Consider the following 19,935-nt stretch of genomic DNA (forward strand, 5'->3'; position numbering starts at 1 on the left):
ACTTACAGCTTAAAACTTACGGCTTACAACTATCATTCGGAGATTCCATGGAACGACTCAAAATACTATTTGCCTCAAGCGAGGTCGTGCCTTTCGCGAAAACGGGCGGATTGGCGGATGTCGCCGGAAGCCTTCCTATCGCGTTGGAAAAAAAGGGTGTAGACGTGCGGGTGATAATGCCCAAATACGGACTCATAAAATGCAAAGCCGATGAAGCTACGATGGGTAAGAACGTAAAAGTCTATTTTGTCGCGAATGAAGAATACTTTGACAGGAAAGAGCTGTACGGCGACAAATTCGGAGATTACGAGGACAACCTCGACAGGTTCGCTTTCTTTTCCAGGGAGATATTGGAGCGCTGCAAACGCGAGAATTTCCAACCGGATATAATCCACTGCAATGACTGGCAGACGGCATTGGTCCCGGTCTATCTTAATACCATATACAAATACGACCCGTTCTTTTTCAATACCAGGGCGCTCTTCACTATCCACAACATGGCATATCAGGGCCTGTTCCCAAAAGAGGAGTTCCCTAAGACGGGGCTGGATTGGGTGCTCTTCAGTATAGAATACTTTGAGTTTTACGACAAGGTCAACTTGATGAAGGCGGGGCTGGTATATTCCGACGCTATAAACACGGTGAGCCCGACTTACGCCAGGGAGATACTTACCAGGGAGTTCGGCTGCGGCCTCGAAGGCGTGTTAAAGACGCGCAACAATGTCTTATCCGGTATCCTTAACGGGATCGATTACGATATCTGGAACCCTGAGAAGGACGCCGGGATATCAAAAAAATATTCGGCCGAGACATCAAACGATAAATACGTTAACAAAGAGGCGCTGCAGAAGGAATTGAGGCTGAAGGTAGACCAAGACATCCCTATGATAGGCCTCATATCGCGACTTGCCGACCAGAAAGGCCTGGACCTCATAGCGAAGATCATCAGCGAACTGTTAAATATGAAAGTGCAGTTCGTTGTGCTGGGCACGGGCGAGAATAAATATCATCTTCTATTCGAGAAGATGGCCAAGGCGCATAGTAAGAACACCTCCATTAACCTTAAATTCGACGCGGTGCTGGCACAAAAGATATACGCGGCATCGGACGTTTTCCTCATACCGTCAAGATACGAGCCGTGCGGCCTGAGCCAGATGATAAGCTTCAAATTCGGAACTATCCCCATAGTCAGACAGACAGGGGGGCTTAAAGACAGCGTCACCGAATTCGATCCTAAAACCCTTGACGGCAACGGGTTCACGTTCGAGGAATACAGGGCGGACCTCTTATTCGCCGCTATAAAGAGGGCGCTTAACTTGTACAGGAACAAAAATATGTGGTCGAAGCTCGTCAGCAAGGTGATGGGACTCGATTTTTCATGGGAGAAATCGGCCGCGGAGTATATAAGGCTGTACGACAGGATGTTGGGACCGCGATGATAATAGGGATAACAGGCAGTTTCGGTACCGGCAAGACATTCGTCGCCTCGATACTCGCTTCGCTGGGCGCGAAGGTCGTCGATGCGGATATCATCGCGCACCGTGTCATGAGGAAGGGCTCTCCGGCGCATAAGAGGATAGAGGCTCTTTTCGGGGTCTCGGCGCTTTCAAAGAGCGGTGAGATCGACAGGCGGAAACTTGGAACGATAGTTTTTAAGGACGGGAAATGTCTGGAGAGGCTTAACAGGATAATGCATCCTGAAGTAATCCGGGAAATAAAGAGAGAGATTAACCGCGCGTCAGGTCATGATATTATAGTAGTAGACGCGCCGCTCCTGGTCGAGGCGGGGCTCATCGACCTTATAGATAAGCTGATAGTCGTAAAATGTTCAAGACAAAGACAGATAGCAAGATGCGTAAAGAAATTTCGCATCAAAAAGGAGGACGTATTAAAAAGGATAAAAAGACAGATACCGTTAAAGAAGAAATTAAAAATGGCGGACTTCGTGATAGACAATCAGGGATTGAAGTCAAAGACAAGAAGACAGGTACTCGAAATATGGAGGATGTTATGGAGATAGCCGAACTTAAGACCATGAGCATAGCGGAGCTGACAAAGCTTGCGAAGGACCTGAATGTGATCGGCGCCAGCGGCCTTAAGAAACAGGACCTGATATTCAAGATACTGCAGGCGAAGACCGAGAAGGAAGGCCTGATCTTCGGCGAGGGCGTGCTGGAGATATTGCCGGACGGGTTCGGATTTTTGCGCAGCCCGGACTACAACTATCTCCCGGGACCCGACGACATATATGTGTCGCCGTCGCAGATACGCAAGTTTAACCTGAGAACGGGCGACACCGTAAGCGGGCAGATAAGGCCGCCTAAGGAAGGCGAAAGGTATTTCGCCTTATTGAAGGTCGAGGCTGTAAATTTCGGGAATCCGGATGACACGCAGGGGAAGACATTGTTCGACAACCTGACCCCGCTCTACCCGAATGAACGGTTCCTGCTTGAATGCAACCCAAAAGAAGTTTCGATGAGGATAATGGACCTCCTGGCGCCCGTCGGGAAAGGACAGCGCGGCATGATAGTCGCTCCGCCGTACAGCGGAAAGACGGTGCTCCTGCAGAAGTTCGCTAACTCGATAACTACGAACTATCCGGAGGCCGTGCTCATAGTCCTTCTTATAGATGAGCGTCCCGAGGAAGTCACGGACATGCAGCGCTCGGTGAAGGGCGAGGTAATAAGTTCGACATTCGACGAACCGTCGGAACGGCACATCCAGGTCGCTGAGATAGTGCTGGAGAAGGCAAAGCGTCTCGTCGAAGCCAGGAAAGATGTGGTGATCCTGCTCGACTCGATCACGAGGCTTGCCAGGGCGTACAATTCCTGCGTGCCGCATTCGGGAAAGATACTCTCGGGCGGAGTCGATTCGAACGCGCTCCAGAAACCGAAGAGGTTCCTCGGCGCGGCAAGGAATATCGAAGAGGGCGGGAGCCTTACGATAATAGCGACCGCGCTCGTCGATACCGGTTCGAGGATGGACGAGGTAATATTCGAAGAGTTCAAAGGGACCGGCAATATGGAGGTGCAGCTCGACAGGAATCTCTTCCAGAAGAGGATATATCCGGCGATAGACATAAAGCGCTCGAATACCCGCAAGGAAGAGCTCCTGGTCCACGAGGACGAATTGAAGCGCATATGGCTTCTGAGGAAGGCGTTGAACGAACTTAATTCCGACGAGGCTATGCAGCTCCTGGTCGAGAAGCTGTCGAAGACGAAGACCAACGCGGAATTTTTGATGTCAATGAACCAGTAGAAAACAAGAATCAAACCATTAGTCGTAAGCTGTAAGTCGTAAGTTTTAAGTGTTAAAAAAATTCAAATCTTTTACTTACAGCTTACTACTTATGACTTACAACTAAAAAAGGGGGTAAGCGTGAAAGATAAGACACATCCGGAATACAAAGAGACGACGATCGCGTGCGTGTGCGGAGAGGTAATACATACGCGCTCGACGAAGCAGAACATCCATGTCGATATCTGCTCGAAGTGCCACCCGTTCTTTACAGGTAAGCAAAAGCTTGTAGACTCAGCAGGCAGGGTGGAGAAGTTCGCCAAGCGTTATGCCGGCAAAGTGAAGGCGAAGGCCGCTGAACAGGCCGATCAGCCTAAGGTAGAGAAGAAGACGGAGCCGGGAAACGCCGGATAATACGATGTTCGAAAAGATATTGGAAGAGAAGAGACGCCGGTGCGATAAGCTCCATGAGCTTCTAGCGGACCCGAAGGTCATAGCCAATACATCGGAATACCAGGGCTATGCCAGGGAGCTTGCAAGCCTAACTCCCTTAATAAACGAGTATAATGACTACCTGAAACTTAAACTCGACGTCAAAGACCTGGACAAGGTGCTCGGCGAAAAGACGCACGGCCACGACAAGGATTTCCTTGTGCTCGCGGAAGAGGAGAGGTATAAACTGGCGAAGGAGCTTGAAGAATCCGGTAGTCGGCTGGAAGAGTTGTTGCTGGAGAAGGAATCCGGCGCCGACCGCGGTATAATAATGGAGATAAGGGCAGGCACAGGCGGCCAGGAAGCAAGTCTGTTTGCAGCGGATCTATTGAGGATGTACTCAAAATACGCGGTGAGAAAGGGATGGAAAGTAGAGCTGATAGATTCGAGCACTACCGAAAAAGGCGGGTATAAAGAAGTCATATTCTCGATCTCCGGCAAAGGAGTGTACGGCGCGCTTAAATTCGAGAGCGGCACACACAGGGTTCAGCGTGTGCCGGAGACTGAGGCGAGCGGAAGGGTACATACATCGGCTTCGACGGTATGCGTGCTGCCGGAGGCAGAAGATGTAGAGGTGGAGATAAGACCCGAGGACTTAAGGATCGATGTTTTCAGGTCCGGAGGCGCGGGCGGCCAGGGTGTTAACAGGACGGATTCCGCAGTGCGGCTCACGCATATACCGACGGGTATAGTAGTAACGTGCCAGGACGAACGTTCCCAATTGAAGAACAAGTCCAAGGCCATGAGGGTCCTGCGCGCGCGGCTTTTAGACGTGAAAGAGACCGAGCATAATAGTAAGATATCCCAGTCAAGAAAGTCTCAGGTGGGCAGCGGAGACCGCTCGGAAAAGATACGCACTTATAATTACCCTGACAGGCGGATCACCGACCACAGGATAGGGTTGACCGTCCATAATCTCGAGGATGTGCTGGAGGGCGATCTGGACGAAATAACTGCCGCGCTGAAAATGGAAGAGAGAAAATTAAGGCTGAGAGCTGCCGTATGACCCAGCCCATTCCGTGAATGGTGATGGGTCGGGAAGAATAGGCTGGGTAAAATGATAGAGCCATATACACCGGTGCAGTACATAATGGGGAAGACGGACTTCTGCGGCCTCGACCTGGTCGTTAACGAAGACGTGCTAATACCGCGTCCTGAGACAGAATTACTTGTCGCGACTGTCGCGGAAGAAGCCAGGAGACGGCTGCCGGAATCAGGATCTTTGAGGATCCTCGACCTGTGTACAGGCTCAGGCAATATAGCAATTGCGTTGACAAAGTCAGTCCCTGAATGTAAAATAGTCGCTTCCGATATATCTGCAGCGGCATTGAGCATAGCGCGCCGAAACACCGAAAAACATGGCGTTGCCCATCGGATCGATCTTGTGGAAAGCGACCTGTTCGGGTCTGTAAGCGGCAGGTTTGACATAGTAGTTTCCAACCCGCCTTATATCGCGGAATACGAGTTTGCCGCGCTCCCTAAGGACGTGTTAAAAGAGCCGCGACTGGCCCTGAACGGGGGCGCAGACGGGCTGGATTTTTATCGAAGGATATTCAGGGACCTTTCTGGTTTTATGAAAAAGGGCGGTTTTGCTGCGTTCGAGATAGGGTTTGGGCAATCCGCGTATGTGAAAAAGATTGTTGAGGAGACGAAGGCGTATAAGGTCTCCTCTGTGGTGAAAGACTGGAACGGTATAGATAGGATAGTGGTGGCTAATGGATAAGCTGTTGGTGGAAGGCGGCCGTAAATTGCAGGGCTCGGTAGAGATAAGCGGAGCGAAGAACGCCTGCCTTCCGATACTCGCGGCAGCGCTTCTCTCCGACGAGAGATCCGTTATCAGTAATATCCCCGCGCTGAAGGATATGTCGACCATGCTAAGGATCATGAAGAATCTCGGCGTGAAGGTCCAGCAGGACGGCTCCCGGATAACGATCGAGCCGAAAGGATACAAGAAGTACAGCGCGCCTTATGATCTGGTAAGCACTATGCGCGCGTCTGTATGCGTTCTCGGGCCGCTCTTAGCCAAGCAGAAGATGGCCGAGGTCTCTTTTCCGGGTGGATGCGTCATAGGCCCAAGGCCTATCGATCTGCATTTGAAAGGACTAAGGGCGCTCGGCGCCGACATAAAAGTTGAGAAGGGGTATATTATCGCCGACGGGAGGAAGATGAGCGGAGGCAGCGTATACCTCGGAGGGCATTTCGGGTCAAGCGTTCTGGCTACAGCAAACGTAATGATGGCCGCGACGCTAATTAAGGGCGTGACCGTGATCGAGAACGCGGCGTGCGAGCCGGAAGTGGTGGACCTGGCCGCATTCCTGATAAAGATGGGCGCCAGGATAAAAGGGCACTCCACGCACAGGATAATAATTGAAGGCGTCAAGAGACTGCATGGGGCCGAACACTCAGTAATCTCCGACAGGATCGAAGCCGGTACTTATATAATAGCCGCCGCGATAACGAAAGGCGACATAACCGTCAAAAACGCCAAGTTTGAGCATCTCGTAGCTGTGGCGGATAAGTTGATAGAGGCGGGTCTCGAGATCAGGAAAGTGCCGAGCGGCATCAGGGCAAGATATGTCAGGAAACTGAAGCCGCTCGACGTAACGACGCTCGCTTATCCGGGTTTTCCGACGGACATGCAGGCGCAGTTCATGAGCCTTATGTCGGTTACCGAAGGGATAAGCGTCATAACCGAAAAGATTTATCCCGACAGGTTCATCCATGTCAGCGAGCTCGGCAGGATGGGAGCCGAAATAATATTAGAGGGCCCGAGCGCGATAGTCAAAGGCGTCAAACATCTGAGCGGCGCCCCGGTCATGGCGTCCGACTTAAGGGCGTCGGCCGCGCTTGTACTCGCGGGCCTCGTAGCTAAGGACAGGACCGAGATCCACAGGATCTACCACCTCGACAGAGGTTATGAGAACTTGGAAGAGAAGTTGAACAGTTTAGGCGCGAAGGTGTGGAGAGAGAAGGAAAGATAAGTATAATGTATAAGGTGTAATGCTGGTGTAATGCGTCTATGTGTAATGGAAAAAAGTCATGAATATTTTTATTACACATTACACATTTAACGTTACACAAAACTCGGATAAAAGGGGGTACAATGCCAGCAGTCATCAGGCTCAAAAGAGGCGGTTCGCCGAAGAAACCGTCTCATCGTATCGTAGTCGTGGATAAGCGCAGGGCAAGAGATTCAAAGACCATAGAGATCCTCGGATTCTATGACCCGAAGACCAATCCAGCTAATGTCAAGGTTAAGAAGGAACGGGCGGAATACTGGCTTGGCGTCGGGGCGGTTCCGTCCGCCATCGTAAGGACGCTGTTGAAGAAGCAGGGGATCAAGGCGTAGTTTCAGGCCGTCAGCTGTCAGCCGTCAGCGCCGAAAGCTGAAAAGTCGAAAGCTTATTATGCGCATAGACATTCTGACGCTATTTCCCAAGATGTTCGAGAACGTCCTGGGCGAATCTATAATAAAGCGGGCCCGGGCTAAGGGGTTGGTGAAGATAGAGGTCTACAATCTCCGGGACTGGACATCCGACCGGCACAAGACAGCGGACGACAAGCCTTTCGGCGGCGGGCCGGGCATGGTGATGAAGATCGAGCCCGTATACCTGGCTCTCAAAGAACTGAAAAGAGGTAATCCCTCTGCCGCTCCTATTCGTCGCGGCGGCGGGATGAAATTTTCTGTAGAAAATTTCAGAGGCCACGGGCCAAGGGTAATACTGCTGACACCGCAGGGAAGGAAGCTTGATCAAAGAATAGCCAAGGAATTGGCCAGGGAAAAGCGCCTGATCCTCATATGCGGACATTACGAAGGAGTTGACGAACGTATCAGGGAACTTGCGGATGACGAGATATCGATAGGCGATTACGTCCTGACGTGCGGGGAGATCCCAGCAATGGTGCTGGTCGATTGCGTGACGAGACTGATACCCGGTGTGCTGGGAGACGACGAGTCGATAACCGATGAATCTTTTGAGGGCGGGCTGCTGGAATATCCTCAATATACAAGGCCCGCTGAATATAAGGCAATGAAGGTCCCCGCAACTCTCATGAGCGGCGACCATAAAGCGATAGAGGAGTGGCGGAAGACGCAGGCTTTTAAGAGAACGGCGCGCAGGAGGCCGGATCTTTTGGCGGGCAAAGACAAAAGCATATAAAATTAACTAACAAATTTCAAAGGAGAAAAATATGAAGAATTACCTAGACCTGGTGGAATCGAAACAGTTAAAGAAAGACACCCCCCAATTCAACGTCGGCGATACGGTAGACGTCCAGATAAAAATAGTCGAGGAAGGCAAGTCGCGCATCCAGACTTTCGAAGGCGTGGTGATCGCGCGTGCGGGGTCGGGCCTGCGCGAGACGTTTACAGTCAGAAAGATATCGTATGGAGAAGGCGTTGAAATTGTATTCCCGCTCCATTCGCCGTCGATCGATAAGATAAAGGTCATGAAAAAAGGCGATGTTAGAAGGGCCAAGTTATATTACCTGAAACGGAAAGTCGGGAAAGAGACCAGAGTTGACGAGAAGATCGAACACTCTCAGACGGGCCCGGAAGCTGCTCCTGCACGAGAAGAGGCTAAGTAGCCTCGGTTACAAGACAATAGCGGGCGTCGATGAAGCGGGCCGCGGCCCTCTTGCCGGACCGGTTGTCGCCGGCGCTGTAATATTAAAAGACGCCTGTTTTAAAGAGCGGGTCGACGACTCAAAGAAGCTCTCCGCGAAGTTGAGAGAGAAAGCTTATGCGGAGATAATGGACAAATGCGCCGTCGGAATAGGTGTGGTAGACGAAAAGATCATAGACCTCCTGAATATCTATCGCGCCACAATAAGGGCGATGGACCTGGCCATAGCGAACCTCAATGTAGTGCCTGATTATATAATAGTCGACGGAAGGGTCAAGTTGGTGACCAGGTGTCCCCTGAAGTGTATTGTCGGGGGAGACGCGCTTAGTCTTTCTATAGCCGCGGCTTCTATCATAGCGAAGGTCACGCGCGACAGGATGATGCTGGAGTACGATAAGACATTCCCGCAATACGGATTTGCCCGCCACAAAGGCTACGGTACCAAGTTCCATAAGGAGGCCCTGAAAAAACACGGCCCTTCACCGATCCACCGCTTCAGTTTCCGCCCCGTTAAAGACCTGATGGTATAAATTTTCTCGGCCAATTTTTGTTGACCCCATGAGCCCTTTATATTAGAATAAACCTGATATTGCTCATAATAAAGAGACTATTACAACCTGTGAAGGCAGACCTGGAGTAGCCGGACCGGCTGAAAGGAAAGCTGAGATATGTATATAGATAAGACATTGCGCGAATATCTGAACGACCTGGCGGCGAAGAAGCCGGCGCCGGGGGGAGGGAGCGCCGCGGCCCTCAGCGCGTCGATAGGAGCCGGCTTAATGTCGATGGTAGCTAATTACACGGTAGGAAATCCGAAATATAGGGACAGCGACGAAAAGATTGCTCCTCTCCTGGCGAAGATCGAGAAGCTCAGGGATGAGCTTGAAGACCTGATAGATAAGGACGTTGAGGCGTACAACAAGCTGTCGAAGGGTATGAAGGTACGCGGTAAGAACCCTGCGGGGCATGACGAGCTATATAAAGAGTCAGTCAAGGCGCCGTTCGAGATATGTAAGCTATCGTTCGAGTGCCTTAAGATGTGCCCGGACCTCGCGCGCTATGGCAATCCGAACCTTATAACAGATACCGCGATCGCGGCTATTCTGCTCGAAGGCGCTTTCTTCTCGGCTAAGTTCAACGCCTTTATCAATTTGAAGAACGTAAAGGACATGAAGTTCATAGAGATGGTCGCTGGAACGTTATCTCCGCTAGAAAATGAAGCCCCGAAATTGAAAGAAGATATACTGGAAATGTGCGAGGATGTAATTTCAAAATAAAGAGGATGAGATGGCGGCGAAACTTTTAGAAGGTAGGGTGATCGCTGAAGGGTTGAAACAGTCCGTTAAAAATGAAGTCGAGGCGCTCAAAACAAGACATGGAAGCTCGCCCAGGCTCGCGGCCCTGCAGATAGGCGAGAACGCGTCTTCGGCCGTATATGTAAAGGCGCAGAAGAAAGTAGCCGAGACTCTCGGCATTGAATATGAATTGAAGGTCATGCCGGACAACATTTCACAAGCCGAGGCGGAGAAAGCGGTTTTAGGCCTTAACAACGACAAAGACGTTACATCGTTGATATTGCAGCTTCCGGCCCCGAAAGGTATCGACGCCAAAAAACTTTCTGTAATGATATCGCCCAATAAAGACGCGGAGGGAATGCACCCTCAGAATCTCGGAAAAATATTGCTCGGGAATTATAAGATCGGGCCGTGCACGGCAATGGCCGTAATGGAGCTATTGGAATCTACAAAGGTTAACTTGTACGGGAAAGAGGCAGTCATAATTGGCCATTCGGAGATAGTGGGTAAGCCGCTCGCGCTTATGCTCCTCAATAAATTCGCCACGACTACAGTTTGCCATATCGCTACAGGAGAACGAGGGCTTCTGCCTGACCACGTGAAGCGCGCTGAAATATTGATAGTAGCTGTCGGGAAAGCCGGCATTGTAAAGGGCGATTGGGTAAAAGAAGGCGCAATTGTCATAGATGTGGGCATAAACCGCATCGGCGATAAGATAGTCGGCGACGTCGAGTTCGAGACCGCGTCGCAGAGAGCTTCGTATATTACGCCTGTTCCGGGAGGTGTGGGGCCGATCACGACGACTATATTGATGAGGAATACGGTCGAGTTGTTTAAAAAACAGGCGGATACGAAATGACGTTCTGCGAAAAGATAAAACAAGGGAAATTTGTCACGACGAGCGAGATAGGCCCGCCGAAGGGAGTCGACATAAAGGAGATGCTCGAAGACGCCGACCTCATCAAAGGCAGGGTCGATGCCATAAACGTCACAGACCTGCAGAGTTCAGTCATGCGTCTTGGGTCGCTGGCCGTCTGCCGGTTGCTGAAAGAACGGGGACATGAGCCGATACTTCAGGTGACATGCCGCGACAGGAACAGGCTTGCGCTTCAATCGGACATTTTGTCTGCTTACGTTCTCGGCATAGAGAATGTCCTAGCGCTGACCGGGGATTATCCGAGTCTCGGCGACCATCCTGAGGCGAAGCCTGTATTTGATCTTGGGTCGGTCGAGCTTCTCGGCGCGATAAGGACTTTGCAGCAGGGCAAAGACATGAAGGGCAACGCGCTCAAAGGCTCCCCGAAATTTTGCGTTGGCGCTGTTGTCAATCCCGGAGCCGATCCTCTAGAGCCGGAGATCATAAAGATGGAGAAGAAAGTCGCCGCCGGCGCGGAATTTTTCCAGACGCAGGCGGTTTACGACATTGCGCTTTTTAAAAAATTTCTCGAAAGCGCGAAACATATCAAGGTGCCTATACTGGCCGGTATAGTGTTATTGAAATCGGCCGGCATGGCACGATATATGAACAAAAACGTTGCAGGCGTCTTTGTTCCGGATAGCCTGATCAAAGAGATGGAAGAGACAAAAGACAAAGCGGCCAAGTCGATAGAGATATCGGCGCGCCTTATAAAAGAATTGAAACCCCTGTGTCAGGGGATACATATTATGCCCATAGGTTGGGATAAAAAAGTCCCGCAAGTGTTGGATGCTGCAGGGTTATAAAGAGGGGGAAAGGATGTCAAAAGTGTCTACACAAATTACGATAAAGAAGGTTTGCGCCTTGATGGTCAACGGAGCGAAGAAGGTCCTCGGAGAGGCAGACGCGCTTTTAAGCAAAACGATAAAAGATAAAGGAGCGGACAGCAAGATAGCGTTCCCGGAGACGGCATTCTATCTTCCGCTTGCGCATGCCCTGTTGGGCCTCGAGACACGGACGCTTGCGGACGCCGAAACGATCCTAATTACCGCAAAGACTTTAGTGATAAAGGAAGTTCCGGCTGAAGACGCCTGGAGCAGTTTTTTAAAAGACAGCCTCAACGCCGGCGTCGCGACTATACTGGCCGAAGAAGTTATATGCGCAGCGAGATATTTGAATGGAGAAGAGCCGCAGGCTGATTGTCCCGGATTCTTCCCGGATACACTTTTGAGAAGCCTCGGCATACAGCTGGTCGATGGCAGGATTTCAGGGATTGGCGTTATTCTCGGGAAAGCGCCTGATGCGAAGACAGCGGTCGATATAGTAAGGGACTTGCAGAAACGGAACATACTTACGCTTGTCGGCGGTAACGTGGACGGGGTTAGCATCGTGGATCAGCTTAAGGAAGGCGGGGCGCATATGGGGCTCGAATCCTATGTGGTGCCTTTCGGAAGGGATACGATATCCGTTGTCTATGTCCTCAACTTCGCGATAAGGGCGGCGCTTACATTCGGCGGGATCAAGGCCGGGAACACAAAAGCATGCGCCGATTACGTTAAGGACAGGGTGCCGGCATTTGTCATGCTATTAGGCGGAGTCGATGAGGTGAAGGCCGCTACGGGCGCGGGAGCGCTTGCGGCAGGAGTGCCGATAATAACGGACCTCGATCTTCCTGAAGTAAGGGTGCCCGGTGTCTGCGCGCACGAAGAGTGCCTGATAAAGGAATCGGATTACAAGAAGATAGTGCAGAAATGTATAGAGACGCGCGGCATAAGAGTGAAGGTCTCTCAAATTCCGGTGCCGGTCCCGTTTTCAGCGGCGTTTGAAGGCGAGCGGGTGAGGAAGGCCGACATGTTCGTCCAGTTCGGCGGCAAATATTCAACAGCCTTCGAATATCTCAAGATGCGCAGGATGGACGAGATCGAAGACGGCAAGATCGAGGTGGTGGGGCCGGAGATAACTTCCATGAAGGAAGGCGAAAGTTACCCGCTCGGCATATTCGTCGAGGTTGCCGGACGGAAGATGGTCCAGGACTTTGAGCCTATCCTGGAGCGCCAGATACACAGGTTTCTGAATTACGCTATGGGTATATTTCATATGGGCCAGCGCGATATGAACTGGATGAGGATCTCCAAGGACGCCCATAAGGCGGGATTCAAGATCAGGCATTTTGGCGACATCATCGCGTCAAAACTCCATGACGAATATGGCGCCATCGTTGATAAAGTCCAGGTAACGGTTTATACAAAAGAGGACGATGTTAAGTCGCTGATGCCGGAGGCGAAAAAATCTTTCGACGCCAGGGATGAGCGGCTTGCGGGAATGACGGATGAATCCGTCGACACGTTCTACAGCTGTACGCTCTGCCAGAGTTTCGCGCCGGACCACGTCTGCGTTGTAAGTCCAGAGAGGCTTGGCCTGTGCGGCGCGTATTCGTGGCTGGACGCGAAGGCCGCGCATGAGATCACGCCGACAGGCGGAAACCAGCCCATCAAGAAGGGAAAGACCGTCGATCTTTCGAAAGGCATTTGGCAGGGTATAAATGAGTTCGTTACTGATAAGTCGCATCAGCACATATCCGAGATGGCCGTATATTCACTGATGGAATCGCCTATGACGTCGTGCGGTTGTTTCGAGTGCATTGTAGCGATAGTGCCTGAGGCTAACGGTGTCATGGTCGTCAACAGGGAATACACGGGCGAGACGCCTGCAGGAATGAAGTTCACTACTCTTGCCAGCTCAGTCGGCGGCGGCAACCAGACTCCCGGGTTCCTCGGGGTCGGACGCCTGTATGTAGTGAGCAAGAAATTTATTTCAGCGGATGGCGGATTGAAGAGGGTCGTGTGGATGCCTAAGGAGCTGAAAGAGGCGCTAGCCGATAGGCTTAAAATTCGCGCCAAAGAGGAAGGCGTGCCGGACCTGTTCGACAAGATAGCGGATGAGACTATCGCGACAGATGCGGCAGCCCTTTTGGTGTACCTCGAGAAGGTCAAGCATCCGGCACTCACCATGCCGCCGCTGGTTTAAAGATGGAGATCTTAGGCATAGCGCTGATAGTTATTTTTGTCTTTGTCCTCGTCGCGTTCTTTCTCTTCAATATTGAAAAGATGAAATACGCGAAGTCGATATCGTTATTCGGCTTAACCCTGGAGATCGCGGATAAATATTTCGAGGAGAACGAAAAGAGAAAACCGCGGAAAGCCGGCAGGGCGCTCGGCAGGACCGTATCAAAGAGCGGTTTGATCCGGATAGTCTCTCCCAGGCCCGGCGAATATGTGGACAGAAGGCCGCTCGTCGAGGGCACAGCCAAGGCTTCCGGGGTAACTATCTGGACGGTGGTGCGGTCGAAGACTACAGGGGATTATTGGGTACAGCCCAAGGCGAGAACCAAGGCCGGAGGCGATTGGGGGTCGCTTATTTTTGTGGGAAGGCCGGGGAATAAGGACGTGGGAAGACGGTATGAAATAATGGCTGTCGGAAATCCTGCGGTCGGCCTTAAAGAGGGCGACGTCCTCGACACATGGCCTGAAGCTGAGTATATTTCACAGATGATAGAGGTTGTGAGGAGATAGGCAGGAGGGATAATGGCGTTATCAGGGTTGGATATTTATAAACAGCTTCCGAAGACAAATTGCAAAGAGTGCGGATTCGCGACGTGCCTGGCATTTGCGATGGCGCTTGCCCAGAAGAAGGTGTCGCTCGATAAGTGCCCGCACGTGACAGCTGCGGCGCGCTTGTTGCTTGAAAGCGCGAGTCAGCCTCCCATGAAGCTTGTCACTATCGGTACCGGCGGCAGCAAGATCGAGATAGGCAACGAAACGGTCATGTATCGCCACGAGCAGAAATTTTTCCACCCGGCTGCTATAGGTTTCCTGGCGGAGGATACGTTAAGCGATGATGAACTCGCGAAGAAAGTCGCCGAGATAGACAAGCTAAAATTCGAAAGGGTCGGCCAGCAGATAGGCGTAGATCTCATATGCGTAAAGGCCTCATCCGGCAATAAGGACCGCTTTGCCGCGGTCGTAAAAAAGGTTGTGTCCCAATCCGGTCTCAATATTGCGCTCTTTGCCGATGCCGCTTCGACCGGGGAAGCTTTGAAGGTATGCAAAGAAAAGCGGCCGCTTATCATATGCGACGAGCCCTCATCCATCGATGATTTCATTAAATTATCCAAAGATAACAGTTTGCCGCTCGCGGTAAGCGCGAAGAGCCTTGATGAAGCGGCGCAATTGACCGACAGGGCGAAGAACGCCGGCGTCGGCGAGATTGTGATAAACCTTGAATGCAGGTCGATAGCGAAACGCATACAGGATTTTACTTTTGCCAGGAGGAGCGCTTTAAGGAAGAACTTTAGGCCCCTCGGATACCCGGTAATAGCATTTACTGATTCCGACGATCCCGACCTGGAGCTTGCAGAGGCGATATCATACGTCGTGAAGTATGCCGGCATCGTGATCGTAAAGAATACTGACAAAGATTATATCTTTCCCTTACTTGTCGCCAGACAGGATATTTACCAGGACCCGCAGAAGCCGGTGCAGGTAGAGCCTAAGATATACGAGATAGGCAAAGTCTCCAAGAGTTCGCCGGTGCTGGTCACTACCAACTTCTCCATAACATATTTTACAGTTGCCGGAGAAGTGGAGGCCAGCAAGATACCCTCCTACCTAATTGCCTGCGACGCCGAGGGCATGTCCGTCCTGACGGCCTGGGCGGCGGAGAAGTTTACCGCGGAGAAGATCGCGGATACATTAAAAACCGGCGGTATCGCTGATATTGTCGCGCACCGAAAGGTCGTGATTCCCGGGTATGTCTCGGTATTAAGCGGTAAGCTTGAAGAGGTATCCGGCTGGAAAGTATCTGTCGGCCCAAAAGAAGCTTCGGGCATAACAAATTTTTTGAGGAGCCTGAAATAATTGCAGGAATTCAACGTCACGTTCAAGCCGCAGGGTAGGTCGGTCCGGGTCGCGAGAGGCTCTGATATCTTGAGCGCGGCCATAAAATGCGGTATATTGCTGAACGCGGCCTGCGGAGGCGAGGGCCTTTGCGGGAAATGCCGCGTCGTCATAGAGAAAGGCAAGTTCAAGGCCGATTCATCGCGCTTCATAAGCGAGGCGGAGCGCGAGAAGGGTGCGGCGCTGGCGTGCCAGACTATCATCGAGAGCGACATTGAAGTGCTCATTCCCAAGGAGTCGATCGGGCTTCATGAGAACTTAAGCCATGACGCTGAGGAGTTTACAAAAGGAGAGACGTTAAAACAGGAAGCGATTTACAAGTTCTCTCCATTGGTCCGAAAGGTGTATCTGGAACTTCCGAAGCCGACGGCCGATGACAATTTAAGCGACCTTGACAGGATAGTCAGGGACCTTGAAACGAAGATCGAACATATCCGCATTCAGGCTAAACTCACAAGCGTGACACATCTCGGGGACGTGCTGCGCGAAAGCGATTTTAAGGTTACCGCGAGCCTCGCTTATATTGACGGCGCCCTGGAGATATTGGCCATAGAACCGGGCGATACATCTAAAAATAACTTCGGCCTCGCGTTCGACATAGGGACCACTACGGTCGCCGGCCAGCTTGTCGACCTGAATACGAAAGATATTCTCGGGACCAGGATAGCTTTCAATAAACAATCCGCGTTCGGGAGCGATGTCATAACGAGGATCATCTACGCGTCCGAGCCAGGCGGCCTCGCGCAACTTTGCGGCGCAGTTCTGGATAATATCAATGAGATGATAGATGATCTTACCTGCGAGCACAAGGTAGGCCTTGGCGATATTTCATGTATTACTTTTGCCGGGAACATGACTATGATGCACCTTTTATTGAAGATAGACCCATCGAACATACGGAAAGCTCCTTACGTGCCGACAACGACATCGTTCTCCTCAATGCACGCGTCCGAGGTCGGCGTGGATATCAACCCCAAAGGGATGGCAGCGTTTCTGCCGGGGGTCAGCACCTATGTGGGCGGCGATATAGTAGCAGGCGTGCTTGCCTGTGGATTGGCCCAACAGGATGATATGACGTTATTAGCCGACATCGGAACGAACGGCGAGATAGTCCTCGGTAATAAGGAATGGATGATAGGCGCGGCCGCGAGCGCGGGGCCTGCTTTTGAGGGCAGCGGCTTAAGCCACGGCATGAAGGCAGTAAAAGGCGCCGCGCAAAAGGTCGATATAGACGAGGCCCTTAACGTTAAAGTCGGAACGATCGGCGGAGCGAAACCCAAGGGTATATGCGGTTCAGGCTACATCGATCTCCTGTGCCGGATGCTGAAACGCAAGGTCATCGGGAAGGACGGGAAGATCAGGCGCGATATAAAGTCAAATCGTGTCAGGAAGGGCGAGACCACTTATGAATTCGTCGTCGCGTTCGCGAGCGAGACGGATATAGGCAGGGATATCGTCATAACAGAAGACGACATAGAAAATTTGAAAAGGTCCAAAGGGGCCATATACAGCGCCATAATTACGCTGCTGAACAAGGTAGAAAAAGATATCGGCGAGGTCAGGAAGATTTACATTGCCGGAGGTTTCGGCAATTACCTCAATATAGAGAATTCAGTATATATAGGCCTCTTCCCCGATATCGACCGGAGCGTTTATCAATTTATCGGGAACTCGTCCCTTGCCGGCGCCAGGATGTCGCTTGAGTCTCATGAGGCATTCTTAAGGGCCCATGAGATTTGTAAGAATATCACTTATATCGACTTAAGCTCGGAACCCAATTACATGGACGAATATGTCGCGTCGTTATTCTTTCCGCATACGGACATAGGGAGGTTCCCATCAATACGGTGATCGCTGTCAATGGAAAAGGCGGGACAGGAAAGACTACTATATCCGCGTTATTTATCGACGCGCTTATATCGCAAAAGAAGGGCGCGCTTCTTGCCATAGACGCGGACCCGAATTCATGTCTGGCGGACTCGCTCGGGATAAATAGCCCTCAGACGATAGTAGGTATTTGCGAGGAGGTTTCCAGGAACATGGACAAGATACCTTCCGGCATGACCAAAGACCGTTTTATAGAGATGAAGGTCCAGGAGGCGCTCGTCGAAAATAGGGATTTTGACATGCTCGTGATGGGCCGTCCGGAGGGGCCGGGATGTTATTGTTACGTAAACAGCCTTCTGAGAAATATAATCGACAAAATAAGCTCCAATTATGATTTCGTTGTAATAGATAATGCGGCAGGCATGGAGCATATATCGAGGCGAACTATGAGAGGGATGAGCTCGCTCGTCGTGGTCAGCGACTATTCGATAGCCGGCGTCAGGTCGGCGAAAAAGATATATGACCTGGCAAAGGAACTCGGCATAAAGATCGGGAACGCTTTCCTGGTGATAAATAAGGTCGCGGGACCTATCGAGAATATAGCCGATGAGATCAAGGCGACGGGCCTGGCCGTAGCGGGCACAGTGCCGCATGAACAGGCCCTGATAGATTGGAATATCTCTAACCGGCCGGTGTTCGAATTGGACAGCGCGGCGGTTAAAAATACGATAACGGGAATATTGAGAAAAATAACAGAGGTTAAAAATGCCGATAGAATTACTGAAGGAAAAATATAGCGGCGCGATAAATGTCGTGAGCGTCGGAACGGGACCCAAGGCCATAAAAATCGGGGGAGAGACAAGCCTGCCGTTCCTGTTCGAGGAAGGCGATACTCCGAATGCGCCTGTGATAGCTTTTGAGATACTCGATTGCGAGCCATCAGACTGGCCCGACCAGCTTAAAGAGCCGTTCGGCGATTCCGTGAAGGATCCGGCGGCGTGGGCCAAAAAGTGCGTTGAAGATTTTGGGGCAAGGGCCTTATGCGTCAGGCTGCAGAGCGTCCATCCGGATTGCGGAAATGTTTCTCCGGACAAGGCCGTTTCTGTGCTGAAATCGATAGCGTCCGCTGTAAAAGTGCCGCTCATCGTGGTCGGCTGCGGGGACGATGAGTTGGACAACGACCTCCTGCCTAAGGCTAGCCAGGCTATGAAAGGCGAAAATGTTCTGCTCGGAGCCGCAACACAGAACAACTATAAGACGCTCGCCGCGACGACGCTGGCCGACGGCCATTCAATAATCGCCGAATCGCCTATAGATATAAATATCGCCAAGCAGGTGAATATATTGATAAGCGACATGGGACTCGATCCCTCTAAGATCGTCATGCATCCGACCACTACATCCCTGGGGTACGGGATGGAATACGTATATTCCATAATGGAGCGCGCGCGGCTTGCCGCGTTCATCGGCGACAAGATGCTCTCGATGCCGTTCATACTTTTTGTCGGCCAGGAGACATGGAGGATCAAAGAAGCGAAAGAATCCGGGTTACGGCAGGGCGTGAACTGGGAAGCGGCCACCGCCGTATCGATGATCCAGGCAGGCGCTGACCTGATAGTGCTGCGCCATCCGGAAGCGGCAAAAGCGGTTGGAAAATATATAGACGTTCTGATGAAAAAATAATGATGAGCGGGGGATCCAATGATAGTGATCGGCGAACTTATAAACGGCATGTACAAGGATGTAGGAAAGGCGATCATCAATAAAGAGGGCGACGTCATACAGCATCTGGCGCTCGACCAGGTCAAGGCAGGCGCGACAGTCCTGGACGTCAATACCGGCCCGTATTCGAAGAATCCGAAAGACGATATGAGATGGCTCGTGGAATCGATCCAGAAGGTCACGGACGTTTCTTTGTCGCTCGATTCGACAAAAGCCGATGTGATAGAAGAGGGGTTGAGGCTGGCCAAAAGGCGCGCTATAATAAATTCTACTAATGCCGACGAAGAGAAGATGAGTATCGTATTCGGCCTTGCAAAGAAATATAATACTCAGGTCATAGGACTTACGATGGATAAAACGGGGGTCCCCAATACCAAGGAGAAAAGGCTTGAGCTCGCCGCGACCATCGTAGCGAAAGCCATGGAGTGCGGGATGAATACTGAAGACATCTATCTCGATCCGATAGTTTTGCCGGTCAACGTGGCGCAAACGCAAGGGCTCGAGGTCCTGGAGTCTATCAGGGAATTCGCTCATCTCTCGGATCCCGCGCCGCAGGCGGTCATCGGGCTGTCTAACGTATCGCAGAGCACAAAATTCCGCAGCCTCATAAACCGGACGTTCCTTACGATGGCGATCGCGAACGGCCTCACGGCTGCTATACTTGACCCGCTCGATACGGAACTTATGGACGCGATGATAACGGCGGAACTTGTTCTGAATAAGAATATCTACTGCGACTCGTTCCTCGATGCGTATAGGAAACAGTAAAATTTTTCGACACAGCCGAATGTGCTGTGTCGAGTGGTTCGCTCAGGACGCGTAATTTTCAGCCATGTGAAAATTACGCTCGGTAAAATTTCTCGTAC

General features: G+C 51.4%; 21 protein-coding genes. All 21 read left to right on the top strand.

Annotation, left to right across the window (positions count from 1 at the left end; genetic code table 11):
- The first annotated feature begins 47 nt into the window (after window positions 1-47).
- Window positions 48-1,439, top strand: a complete 1,392-nt coding sequence (glgA, locus tag WC592_05125) for a glycogen synthase GlgA (GenBank protein ID MFA4981834.1) — start codon at window positions 48-50, stop codon at window positions 1,437-1,439.
- The gene (gene coaE, locus WC592_05130) at window positions 1,436-2,020 is read left to right on the top strand and encodes a dephospho-CoA kinase (protein MFA4981835.1); all 585 of its coding nucleotides are present in this window, start codon (window positions 1,436-1,438) and stop codon (window positions 2,018-2,020) included. The genes glgA and coaE overlap by 4 nt, the downstream gene beginning before the upstream one ends.
- Window positions 2,011-3,258 carry a transcription termination factor Rho gene (gene rho, locus WC592_05135; protein MFA4981836.1) on the top strand — a complete coding sequence of 416 codons (1,248 nt, stop codon included), beginning with the start codon at window positions 2,011-2,013 and terminating at the stop codon, window positions 3,256-3,258. Before coaE ends, rho begins: the two co-directional genes overlap by 10 nt.
- Window positions 3,259-3,378: 120 nt before the next feature.
- Entirely contained in the window at window positions 3,379-3,651 is a 273-nt protein-coding gene (rpmE, locus tag WC592_05140; protein ID MFA4981837.1) for a 50S ribosomal protein L31, read from the top strand.
- 4 nt (window positions 3,652-3,655) lie between these two features.
- Window positions 3,656-4,735, top strand: coding sequence for a peptide chain release factor 1 (prfA, locus tag WC592_05145; GenBank protein ID MFA4981838.1), 1,080 nt, complete (start codon window positions 3,656-3,658; stop codon window positions 4,733-4,735).
- A 51-nt stretch (window positions 4,736-4,786) separates the two neighbouring features.
- Entirely contained in the window at window positions 4,787-5,452 is a 666-nt protein-coding gene (gene prmC, locus WC592_05150) for a peptide chain release factor N(5)-glutamine methyltransferase (GenBank protein ID MFA4981839.1), read from the top strand.
- On the top strand, window positions 5,445-6,710 hold the full coding sequence (gene murA, locus WC592_05155) for a UDP-N-acetylglucosamine 1-carboxyvinyltransferase (protein ID MFA4981840.1): 1,266 nt from the start codon (window positions 5,445-5,447) through the stop codon (window positions 6,708-6,710). The genes prmC and murA overlap by 8 nt, the downstream gene beginning before the upstream one ends.
- Window positions 6,711-6,832: 122 nt before the next feature.
- Window positions 6,833-7,078 (top strand): 30S ribosomal protein S16, encoded by a 246-nt coding sequence (gene rpsP / locus WC592_05160; protein MFA4981841.1) that lies wholly within the window; start codon window positions 6,833-6,835, stop codon window positions 7,076-7,078.
- A 58-nt stretch (window positions 7,079-7,136) separates the two neighbouring features.
- Entirely contained in the window at window positions 7,137-7,889 is a 753-nt protein-coding gene (gene trmD, locus WC592_05165; GenBank protein MFA4981842.1) for a tRNA (guanosine(37)-N1)-methyltransferase TrmD, read from the top strand.
- 31 nt (window positions 7,890-7,920) lie between these two features.
- Window positions 7,921-8,316, top strand: a complete 396-nt coding sequence (rplS, locus tag WC592_05170; GenBank protein ID MFA4981843.1) for a 50S ribosomal protein L19 — start codon at window positions 7,921-7,923, stop codon at window positions 8,314-8,316.
- Window positions 8,249-8,884 (top strand): ribonuclease HII, encoded by a 636-nt coding sequence (locus tag WC592_05175; GenBank protein ID MFA4981844.1) that lies wholly within the window; start codon window positions 8,249-8,251, stop codon window positions 8,882-8,884. Before rplS ends, WC592_05175 begins: the two co-directional genes overlap by 68 nt.
- A 138-nt stretch (window positions 8,885-9,022) precedes the next feature.
- Window positions 9,023-9,631 (top strand): cyclodeaminase/cyclohydrolase family protein, encoded by a 609-nt coding sequence (locus WC592_05180; GenBank protein ID MFA4981845.1) that lies wholly within the window; start codon window positions 9,023-9,025, stop codon window positions 9,629-9,631.
- A gap of 10 nt (window positions 9,632-9,641) precedes the next feature.
- A complete protein-coding gene (locus tag WC592_05185) occupies window positions 9,642-10,508 on the top strand; it encodes a bifunctional 5,10-methylenetetrahydrofolate dehydrogenase/5,10-methenyltetrahydrofolate cyclohydrolase (protein MFA4981846.1) in 867 nt (288 codons plus the stop codon).
- Window positions 10,505-11,371 carry a methylenetetrahydrofolate reductase gene (locus tag WC592_05190; protein ID MFA4981847.1) on the top strand — a complete coding sequence of 289 codons (867 nt, stop codon included), beginning with the start codon at window positions 10,505-10,507 and terminating at the stop codon, window positions 11,369-11,371. Before WC592_05185 ends, WC592_05190 begins: the two co-directional genes overlap by 4 nt.
- 13 nt (window positions 11,372-11,384) lie before the next feature.
- Entirely contained in the window at window positions 11,385-13,592 is a 2,208-nt protein-coding gene (gene acsB / locus WC592_05195; protein ID MFA4981848.1) for an acetyl-CoA decarbonylase/synthase complex subunit alpha/beta, read from the top strand.
- Between the two features lie 2 nt (window positions 13,593-13,594).
- Window positions 13,595-14,137, top strand: a complete 543-nt coding sequence (locus WC592_05200) for a hypothetical protein (GenBank protein MFA4981849.1) — start codon at window positions 13,595-13,597, stop codon at window positions 14,135-14,137.
- A gap of 12 nt (window positions 14,138-14,149) precedes the next feature.
- Window positions 14,150-15,481 (top strand): acetyl-CoA decarbonylase/synthase complex subunit gamma, encoded by a 1,332-nt coding sequence (gene acsC / locus WC592_05205; protein ID MFA4981850.1) that lies wholly within the window; start codon window positions 14,150-14,152, stop codon window positions 15,479-15,481.
- Window positions 15,482-17,371 carry an ASKHA domain-containing protein gene (locus tag WC592_05210; GenBank protein ID MFA4981851.1) on the top strand — a complete coding sequence of 630 codons (1,890 nt, stop codon included), beginning with the start codon at window positions 15,482-15,484 and terminating at the stop codon, window positions 17,369-17,371.
- Entirely contained in the window at window positions 17,368-18,144 is a 777-nt protein-coding gene (locus WC592_05215) for an AAA family ATPase (protein ID MFA4981852.1), read from the top strand. The genes WC592_05210 and WC592_05215 overlap by 4 nt, the downstream gene beginning before the upstream one ends.
- On the top strand, window positions 18,113-19,030 hold the full coding sequence (locus WC592_05220) for an acetyl-CoA decarbonylase/synthase complex subunit delta (GenBank protein MFA4981853.1): 918 nt from the start codon (window positions 18,113-18,115) through the stop codon (window positions 19,028-19,030). The genes WC592_05215 and WC592_05220 overlap by 32 nt, the downstream gene beginning before the upstream one ends.
- A gap of 18 nt (window positions 19,031-19,048) precedes the next feature.
- Complete coding sequence (locus WC592_05225; protein MFA4981854.1) at window positions 19,049-19,837, top strand: dihydropteroate synthase; 789 nt, start codon at window positions 19,049-19,051, stop codon at window positions 19,835-19,837.
- Window positions 19,838-19,935: the final 98 nt, after the last annotated feature.

Source organism: Candidatus Omnitrophota bacterium (assembly GCA_041648975.1).
GTDB lineage: Bacteria > Omnitrophota > Gorgyraeia > 2-01-FULL-45-10 > 2-01-FULL-45-10 > JAQUSE01.

Excerpts from the sequence above, each read along its gene's own strand:
- WC592_05220 (MFA4981853.1), top strand. The coding sequence starts at position 18,113 with ATGCCGATAGAATTACTGAAGGAAAAATATAGCGGCGCGATAAATGTC.
- WC592_05185 (MFA4981846.1), top strand. The coding sequence starts at position 9,642 with ATGGCGGCGAAACTTTTAGAAGGTAGGGTGATCGCTGAAGGGTTGAAA.
- rpsP (MFA4981841.1), top strand. The coding sequence starts at position 6,833 with ATGCCAGCAGTCATCAGGCTCAAAAGAGGCGGTTCGCCGAAGAAACCG.
- rplS (MFA4981843.1), top strand. The coding sequence starts at position 7,921 with ATGAAGAATTACCTAGACCTGGTGGAATCGAAACAGTTAAAGAAAGAC.
- WC592_05180 (MFA4981845.1), top strand. The coding sequence starts at position 9,023 with ATGTATATAGATAAGACATTGCGCGAATATCTGAACGACCTGGCGGCG.
- WC592_05190 (MFA4981847.1), top strand. The coding sequence starts at position 10,505 with ATGACGTTCTGCGAAAAGATAAAACAAGGGAAATTTGTCACGACGAGC.
- WC592_05225 (MFA4981854.1), top strand. The coding sequence starts at position 19,049 with ATGATAGTGATCGGCGAACTTATAAACGGCATGTACAAGGATGTAGGA.
- coaE (MFA4981835.1), top strand. The coding sequence starts at position 1,436 with ATGATAATAGGGATAACAGGCAGTTTCGGTACCGGCAAGACATTCGTC.
- prmC (MFA4981839.1), top strand. The coding sequence starts at position 4,787 with ATGATAGAGCCATATACACCGGTGCAGTACATAATGGGGAAGACGGAC.
- rho (MFA4981836.1), top strand. The coding sequence starts at position 2,011 with ATGGAGATAGCCGAACTTAAGACCATGAGCATAGCGGAGCTGACAAAG.
- WC592_05200 (MFA4981849.1), top strand. The coding sequence starts at position 13,595 with ATGGAGATCTTAGGCATAGCGCTGATAGTTATTTTTGTCTTTGTCCTC.
- acsC (MFA4981850.1), top strand. The coding sequence starts at position 14,150 with ATGGCGTTATCAGGGTTGGATATTTATAAACAGCTTCCGAAGACAAAT.
- acsB (MFA4981848.1), top strand. The coding sequence starts at position 11,385 with ATGTCAAAAGTGTCTACACAAATTACGATAAAGAAGGTTTGCGCCTTG.
- glgA (MFA4981834.1), top strand. The coding sequence starts at position 48 with ATGGAACGACTCAAAATACTATTTGCCTCAAGCGAGGTCGTGCCTTTC.
- trmD (MFA4981842.1), top strand. The coding sequence starts at position 7,137 with ATGCGCATAGACATTCTGACGCTATTTCCCAAGATGTTCGAGAACGTC.
- murA (MFA4981840.1), top strand. The coding sequence starts at position 5,445 with ATGGATAAGCTGTTGGTGGAAGGCGGCCGTAAATTGCAGGGCTCGGTA.
- prfA (MFA4981838.1), top strand. The coding sequence starts at position 3,656 with ATGTTCGAAAAGATATTGGAAGAGAAGAGACGCCGGTGCGATAAGCTC.